Here is a 5,199-nt window from a genome sequence, read left to right on the forward strand (position 1 = left end):
GCCGCCTGGGCGAAGGGATGATTGCCAAGGACGGCGATGGCGGTGCGGATGGCAGAGATGTCGGCAAGAACAGCTACCTTTCCGAAGGCTGGCTGCCGCCCGACCCGCCCACCGGACACGGCAATCACGACTATGTCTTCCAGCTTTTTGCGCTGAGCCAGACGCCTGATCTTGATCCTAACCCCGGTCGCTCGAGCGTAATCGAGGCTTTGCGCGGCAATGTCCTGTCTGCTGGGTTGCTCGTGGGCACGTACTCACGCGGAGAGGATGCGGGAGTACGGTCTGACAGCGTGGTGGAACCACGCCTCGGTAACCGCGATCTGGGAACGTCGCTGGCTTAGGCTGAACAGCTAAGCGACAAAAAAAGGCGGCCTGGGATCACCCGGGCCGCCCCATTCTTTCAGGCTGATGCGAACCGTCAGGCGGCGGCAGCCTCACCCTTTTCTTGACCACCGTCGACGACGCTGAGCGTGTTGCCGCCGATCGCGATCTTCTTGGGCTTCATGGCCTCTGGCACTTCGCGCACAAGGTCGATCATCAGCAGGCCGTCCGCAAGGTCAGCGTTCTGAACGCGAACATAATCCGCCAGTTCGAAGCGACGCTCGAAGCCGCGCTGCGCGATGCCGACGTGCAGCATTTCGCCTTCGGTGCCATCGTCAGGCTTGCTGCCCTTCACCACAAGCAGGTTGGCCTGTGCGGTGATGTCGATATCGGCGGGCTTGAACCCGGCGACAGCCAGCGTGATGCGATAGGCATCAGCGCCGCGACGCTCGACGTTGAACGGTGGGTACTTGTCTCCACCCTGCACGCGCGCCTGATTCTCGATCATGTCGAACAGGCGGTCAAAACCGACCATGGTGCGACGGTATGGGGTGAAATCGATACGGTTCATGACAAAAATCCTCCATTGAGCAATCTTCGTAAATTCAAGGCCCGGGAACCCGGCGCCTCGTTGGCGAGTCATCCCCGTAGCCGGGCCATGACTCGCAATCGAAGATATGATAGCCGCCACGCGTTTCAAGAGCTTGCGGCAAACAAGCAAAAGGACTGAATTTCAATGGCTGAGAAAGTCGAGATCTACACCAAGTGGGGCTGCCCTTACTGTGTCGCGGCCAAGTCCCTGCTCGACAAGAAGGGCGTCGCCTACGAAGAGCATGACGTGACCATGGGCGGCCCCAAGAAGAAGGAAATGCAAGAGCGCGTTCCGGGCGCACGTACCGTCCCGCAGGTGATCGTCGCCGGTAAGCCGCTGGGCGGTTTCGACGATATCAGCGCGCTGGACAGCAAGGGCGAACTCGATCCCATCCTGGGCCTCTGACGCTGGATGAAGCGGGTCGCGATCCTGCAAATGACCACGGGCATCGACCCCGTGGTCAACGCCGCCACCATCGTTGGGGCGATGGAACGCGCCAAGGCAGGCGGCGCGGTGATGCTGTTCACGCCCGAGATGTCGGGCCTGCTGGATCGTGACCGCGCCCGTGCAGCGCGATCGATCACTGGCGAAGCAAACGATCCGGTTTTGGCGCAGGTCCGCGAAGCTGCGGCGCGGCTGGGCCTGTGGGTCGCGATCGGCTCTCTCGCCATTCGGAAAGAAGATGGGCGCTGGGCCAATCGCGCCTTCGTGATCGACGACGCCGGCGAGATCGCCGCTCGGTACGACAAGATCCACATGTTCGATGTCGATCTGGCGAACGGGGAAACCTGGCGGGAATCGTCAGCCTATGCGGCGGGCGACGAGGTTGTGACAGTGAACACACCGGTCGGTCGCCTGGGCTTGGCGGTATGCTACGACGTGCGCTTCCCCGCCTTGTTCGAGGCGCTGGGCCAGCGGCAATGCGACGTGATCGCCATCCCGGCCGCCTTCACCGTGCCGACTGGTAAGGCGCACTGGCACCTGCTCCAGCGCTCCCGCGCGGTGGAAGCCAGCGCTTTCGTCATCGCGGCCGCGCAAGTCGGTCATCACCAGGATGGCCGCGCTACGTACGGCCACAGCCTGGCGGTCGATCCCTGGGGAGAAGTCCTGCTGGACATGGGCGGCGAGACCAGCGGCGTTGGATTCGTCGATATGGATCCTGTCCGCACTGCCGAAGTGCGCCGCCAACTGCCAAGCCTTGCCAATCGCCGCGCGATCCATGATGAGGCGCGCCGATGATAGTATTCGATCTGGAATGTCGCAGAGGCCAGCACCGGTTTGAAGGCTGGTTCCGTTCGTCGGAAGACTTCGCCCGGCAGGAAGAGCTTGGCCTATTGACCTGCCCCAATTGCGGCTCCGCCGATATCGGCAAGGCGCTGATGGCGCCGCATGTGGGGCGCAAGGGCAACCAGGTTCCGGTGCATGCGCCATCTGTTCCCGTGCCCGCTGCCGCACCCGCCCCCACGACACTCCCGGCACCTGCTCCTGCTGAAGTCGCAGCACCGGCAGTTTCCTCGACCCCGCTTCCGCCAGAGGCAATGGCGCTGATGCATAAGCTGGCCCGGATGCAGGCAGAGGCGTTGAAATCGTCACGCTTCGTCGGCAGCAGCTTCGCCGATGATGCCAGAGCGATGCACTACGGCGAGCGTGAGGCGGAGACGATCCACGGCCAGACGACGATCGAGGAAGCGCGCGAGTTGCTGGACGAGGGCATTGCCGTCGCCCCCCTGCCGTTCCCGGTGGTGCCACCCGAGCAGGCGAACTGATTGCCAAGCTGACGACCGCTGCGTAAGAAGCCCCGGCGTGCGCCCGTAGCTCAGCAGGATAGAGCACCAGATTCCTAATCTGGGGGCCATGGGTTCGAATCCCGTCGGGCGCACCAACCTGCCGAATTTTCCTTCGATTTCTTGCTGGCCGCGCGGTGCGCCTCGGCTTATCGCCCCGGGCATGGACCTGACCATCGAAGCTATTTCTTTCCTGATCGCAACGGCATTCGTCGCCGGGTCGATCGACGCGTTGGCTGGCGGCGGCGGTTTGTTGACCATTCCTGCGTTGATGAGCGTGGGCATCCCCCCGGTTGCCGCCATCGCTACGAACAAGCTGCAAGGCATGTTCGGCACCGGCTCGGCCGTGATCGCATACTGGCGCGCAGGCCGCATCGATTTCAAGGCCTTTGCGATACCAGTTGCCGGCGCATTCCTGGGCTCGATGGCAGGCGCCTTCGCCGTCCAACGGATCGACTCCGGCTTTCTGGCCGCAGTCGTCCCGGTGCTGCTGGTGGCGATGGCGCTGTATTACCTTCTTGCGCCGCCGATGGGCGATGTCGATCGCCATGCCCGGCTCGGGCGGACCGGACTGTCGTTGGTCTGCGCCGCGATCGGCTTTTACGACGGCTTCTTCGGCCCGGGCACTGGCTCTTTCCTGACGACGGCGCTGGTGGCGCTGGGCGGTCTGGGCTTGGTGCGCGCAATCGCCAACACCAAGTTCATCAACTTCGCCACCAATGTCGCCGGGCTGTCGGCGATGATCCTGGGCGGCAAGGTCCTGTGGATGCTGGGCTTCGGCATGGCGGTGGCCAATATCGCAGGCAATCAGCTAGGTGCGTGGTTCGCCATCCGTCACAGCGGACGCGGCGCGCGCCCCCTGCTGGTCATCATGTCGATCGCCTTGACGATCAAGTTGCTGGCGGACCCGAAGAACCCGCTCTGGACGATCCTGAAAGGCGGGTTCTAAGCGTCGCCGCCGTCAGACCAGGCGGGCCTGGCGCACCGCCGCCTCGATGAACTTGGCGAACAGCGGATGCGGGTCGAACGGCTTGCTCTTCAGCTCTGGATGGAACTGGACGCCGACGAACCAGGGATGATCGGGCCGCTCGACGATTTCAGGCAGCAGTCCGTCGGGTGACATGCCCGAGAACATCAGGCCGTTGCCCTCCAGCGCCTCGCGGTAAGCGCCGTTCACTTCGTAGCGATGGCGGTGGCGCTCGGAAATCTGGTTCGCGCCGTAGATCGCCGCGACATGGCTGTTGGCCGAAAGCATCGCCGGATACGCGCCGACGCGCATCGTGCCGCCCAGATCGCCACCATCCGCGCGCTTCTGCAAGCCGTCCTTGCTCATCCACTCGGTAATGATGCCGACGACTGGCTCATCGGTCTGCCCGAACTCGGTGGACGAGGCATTGGCGATCCCCGCCGCGCGGGCGCCTTCGATGCAGGCCATCTGCATGCCCAAGCAGATGCCGAAGAACGGCACTTGCCGCTCGCGCGCAAACCGGACGCTGGCGATCTTGCCCTCGGTGCCGCGCTCGCCAAAACCGCCAGGCACCAGGATGCCGTGCATCGGCTCAAGCAAAGCGGCGATTTCCGAATCGTCCTCCCGCTCGAAAATCTCGGCGTCGATCCAGTTGATGTGGACTTTCACGCGGTTGGCCATGCCACCGTGGACAAGCGCCTCGTTCAAGGACTTGTAGGCGTCAGGCAGGCCGACATACTTGCCGACCACGCCGATCGTGACCTCACCCTCCGGGTTCTGATAGCGATCGACGATATCGCTCCAGCGCGTCAGCACCGGGGCCGGCGTGCTCATGCCGAAGTGATGGAGAACCTCGGCGTCCAGCCCCTCGGCGTGGTACTGCACGGGGACGGAGTAGATATTCGGGGCATCAAGCGCCGGGATCACCGCCTCGCGCCTTACGTTGCAGAACAGCGCGATCTTGGCGCGGTCGCTTTCCGGCAATGGCCGTTCGCAGCGGCACAGCAGAACGTCTGGCTGGATGCCCAGTCCGGTCAGTTCGCGGACAGAGTGCTGGGTGGGCTTGGTCTTCAATTCACCCGCAGCGGCGATGTAGGGCACCAGCGTCACGTGGACGAAGCAGGTCTGTTCCCGGCCCAGCTCGTTGCGCAGCTGGCGGAGCGCCTCGATGAAGGGCAAGCTTTCGATATCGCCGACGGTGCCGCCGATCTCGCACAGCACGAAGTCCAGATCGTCGGTATCGGCCTGCGCGAACTGCTTGATCGCATCGGTCACATGCGGGATCACCTGCACGGTGGCGCCGAGGTAATCGCCACGGCGCTCCTTGGCGATGATGTCACGGTAGATGCGGCCGGACGTGATGTTATCGCCTTGGTGCGCCGAGACGCCGGTGAAACGTTCGTAATGACCCAGGTCGAGGTCCGTTTCCGCGCCATCGTCAGTCACGTAGACTTCGCCATGCTGGTAGGGGCTCATCGTGCCCGGATCGACGTTGAGATACGGATCGAACTTACGGATGCGGACCTTATATCCGC

7 protein-coding genes and 1 tRNA gene are annotated in these 5,199 nt (G+C 63.5%); 6 read left to right on the forward strand and 2 right to left on the reverse strand.

The window, feature by feature from the left end; translation table 11 throughout:
- On the forward strand, positions 1-341 hold a 341-nt coding region (locus ACHWRX_RS03845), incomplete at its 5' end, for a YbhB/YbcL family Raf kinase inhibitor-like protein (protein ID WP_394658157.1).
- 77 nt (positions 342-418) lie between these two features.
- Here the strand turns inward: ACHWRX_RS03845 and ACHWRX_RS03850 are convergent.
- Positions 419-892, reverse strand: a complete 474-nt coding sequence (locus ACHWRX_RS03850; RefSeq protein ID WP_288483592.1) for an Hsp20 family protein — start codon at positions 890-892, stop codon at positions 419-421.
- 165 nt (positions 893-1,057) lie between these two features.
- Between ACHWRX_RS03850 and grxC the strand changes: the two genes are divergently transcribed.
- From grxC to ACHWRX_RS03875, 5 genes are all read left to right on the forward strand, one after another.
- Complete coding sequence (grxC, locus tag ACHWRX_RS03855) at positions 1,058-1,318, forward strand: glutaredoxin 3 (RefSeq protein WP_058735359.1); 261 nt, start codon at positions 1,058-1,060, stop codon at positions 1,316-1,318.
- Between the two features lie 6 nt (positions 1,319-1,324).
- Positions 1,325-2,152: a carbon-nitrogen hydrolase family protein gene (locus tag ACHWRX_RS03860; RefSeq protein ID WP_394658158.1), complete on the forward strand. Its 828-nt coding sequence runs from the start codon at positions 1,325-1,327 to the stop codon at positions 2,150-2,152.
- The gene (locus tag ACHWRX_RS03865; protein ID WP_394658159.1) at positions 2,149-2,679 is read left to right on the forward strand and encodes a DUF1178 family protein; all 531 of its coding nucleotides are present in this window, start codon (positions 2,149-2,151) and stop codon (positions 2,677-2,679) included. The genes ACHWRX_RS03860 and ACHWRX_RS03865 overlap by 4 nt, the downstream gene beginning before the upstream one ends.
- A gap of 39 nt (positions 2,680-2,718) precedes the next feature.
- Positions 2,719-2,795: transfer RNA gene (locus tag ACHWRX_RS03870), tRNA-Arg, on the forward strand.
- Between the two features lie 65 nt (positions 2,796-2,860).
- On the forward strand, positions 2,861-3,646 hold the full coding sequence (locus tag ACHWRX_RS03875; protein ID WP_394658160.1) for a TSUP family transporter: 786 nt from the start codon (positions 2,861-2,863) through the stop codon (positions 3,644-3,646).
- A gap of 12 nt (positions 3,647-3,658) precedes the next feature.
- Here ACHWRX_RS03875 and ACHWRX_RS03880 read toward each other — a convergent pair.
- A partial coding sequence (locus tag ACHWRX_RS03880; protein WP_394658161.1) for a CTP synthase occupies positions 3,659-5,199 on the reverse strand: 1,541 nt, incomplete at its 5' end.

The organism is uncultured Novosphingobium sp., assembly GCF_964277725.1.
Taxonomy (GTDB): domain Bacteria; phylum Pseudomonadota; class Alphaproteobacteria; order Sphingomonadales; family Sphingomonadaceae; genus Novosphingobium; species Novosphingobium fluoreni.